The sequence below is a fragment of the Gilvimarinus gilvus genome (assembly GCF_030518155.1).
Lineage (GTDB): Bacteria > Pseudomonadota > Gammaproteobacteria > Pseudomonadales > Cellvibrionaceae > Gilvimarinus > Gilvimarinus gilvus.
The window spans coordinates 1-1,098 of record NZ_JAULRU010000041.1; the positions used below are offsets into that span (position 1 = coordinate 1).

At 46.3% G+C, this 1,098-nt stretch carries 1 protein-coding gene; it reads left to right on the forward strand.

What is annotated here, in order from left to right; all coding sequences use genetic code 11:
• Window positions 1–31: 31 nt before the first annotated feature.
• Window positions 32–1,098 (forward strand): condensation domain-containing protein (locus QWI17_RS00205; RefSeq protein WP_302720492.1); only part of this gene is annotated, 1,067 nt, incomplete at its 3' end.

Here is a 1,098-nt window from a genome sequence, read left to right on the forward strand (position 1 = left end):
GGGGGAAGAGTCGTCGTTAGTCCCCCTTAACATACAGTACTCTGACTATTCGTTTTGGCAGCGAGAGAATCTTCAGGGAGATGCTATTAATGAGCAGTTGAGATACTGGGAAAAAAAGCTTGCTGGACTTCCTGTGGTTCACAATTTGCCACTTGATCAGGTGAGACCGTCTCAACAAACCTTTCAAGGTGGGGTTCATACAAGCACTCTTAACAAGATTCAAACGGAGCAGCTGAAGGTATATTGTAAAAGTAAAAACGCCACCCTATTTATGGGTCTACATTGCGCGTTTAGTATTTTGTTGTCCAGATTCAGCGGTGAGAAAGACATCGTTGTTGGTAGCCCAACAGCAAATAGAGAACAGCCAGAAATAGCCGGTTTGATTGGATTTTTTGTAAACATGCTGGTGTTACGCTCAAATGTATCTGAAGGGGCAAGTTTCAGCGAGCTAATAGAGCAAAGCAAAGCACTTCTTCTGGATGCTTATGCTAACCAGCAGGTTCCATTTGAGTACTTGCTGGAATCTATTAATCCAGAGAGAAGTTCAAGTCATAGTCCATTGTTTCAAATTATGCTGGTTTTGCAGAACAATGAGCGCGGTGAAGTAAGTCTTCCTAACCTAGAAGCTGAAAGAATTGAACCGCCTGCATCTAGATTGGCGAAATATGAGCTTACGCTGAATATGATGGAGGAGTCAGGTGCAATAACTCTGGAGTGGGAGTACAACACCGATCTGTTTAGTGCGTCGACAATTGAGACCATGGCCTCGTGCTTCGAACGTCTTGTGCATCGCCTATTGGAGAAACCCGATGGTAATGTCTTTGAACTGGGTATTCTGAGTGAGCGAGAACGTCATCAACAGCTGATTGAGTGGAACGATACACGGGTGGATTACCCGCATGAGCTTTGTATCCATGAGCTGTTTGAGCAGCAGGTGGCGAGGAGCCCAGAGGCGATAGCGGTTCAGTTTGGTGAGGAGCGACTCAGTTACCAGCAGCTCAATGAGAAGTCGAACCAGCTGGCGCACTATCTGGTTACAGAGCGAGGTGTTGTGCCTGACACTTTGGTTGGGCTGTGCGTTGAGCGCTCTGTAGAGAT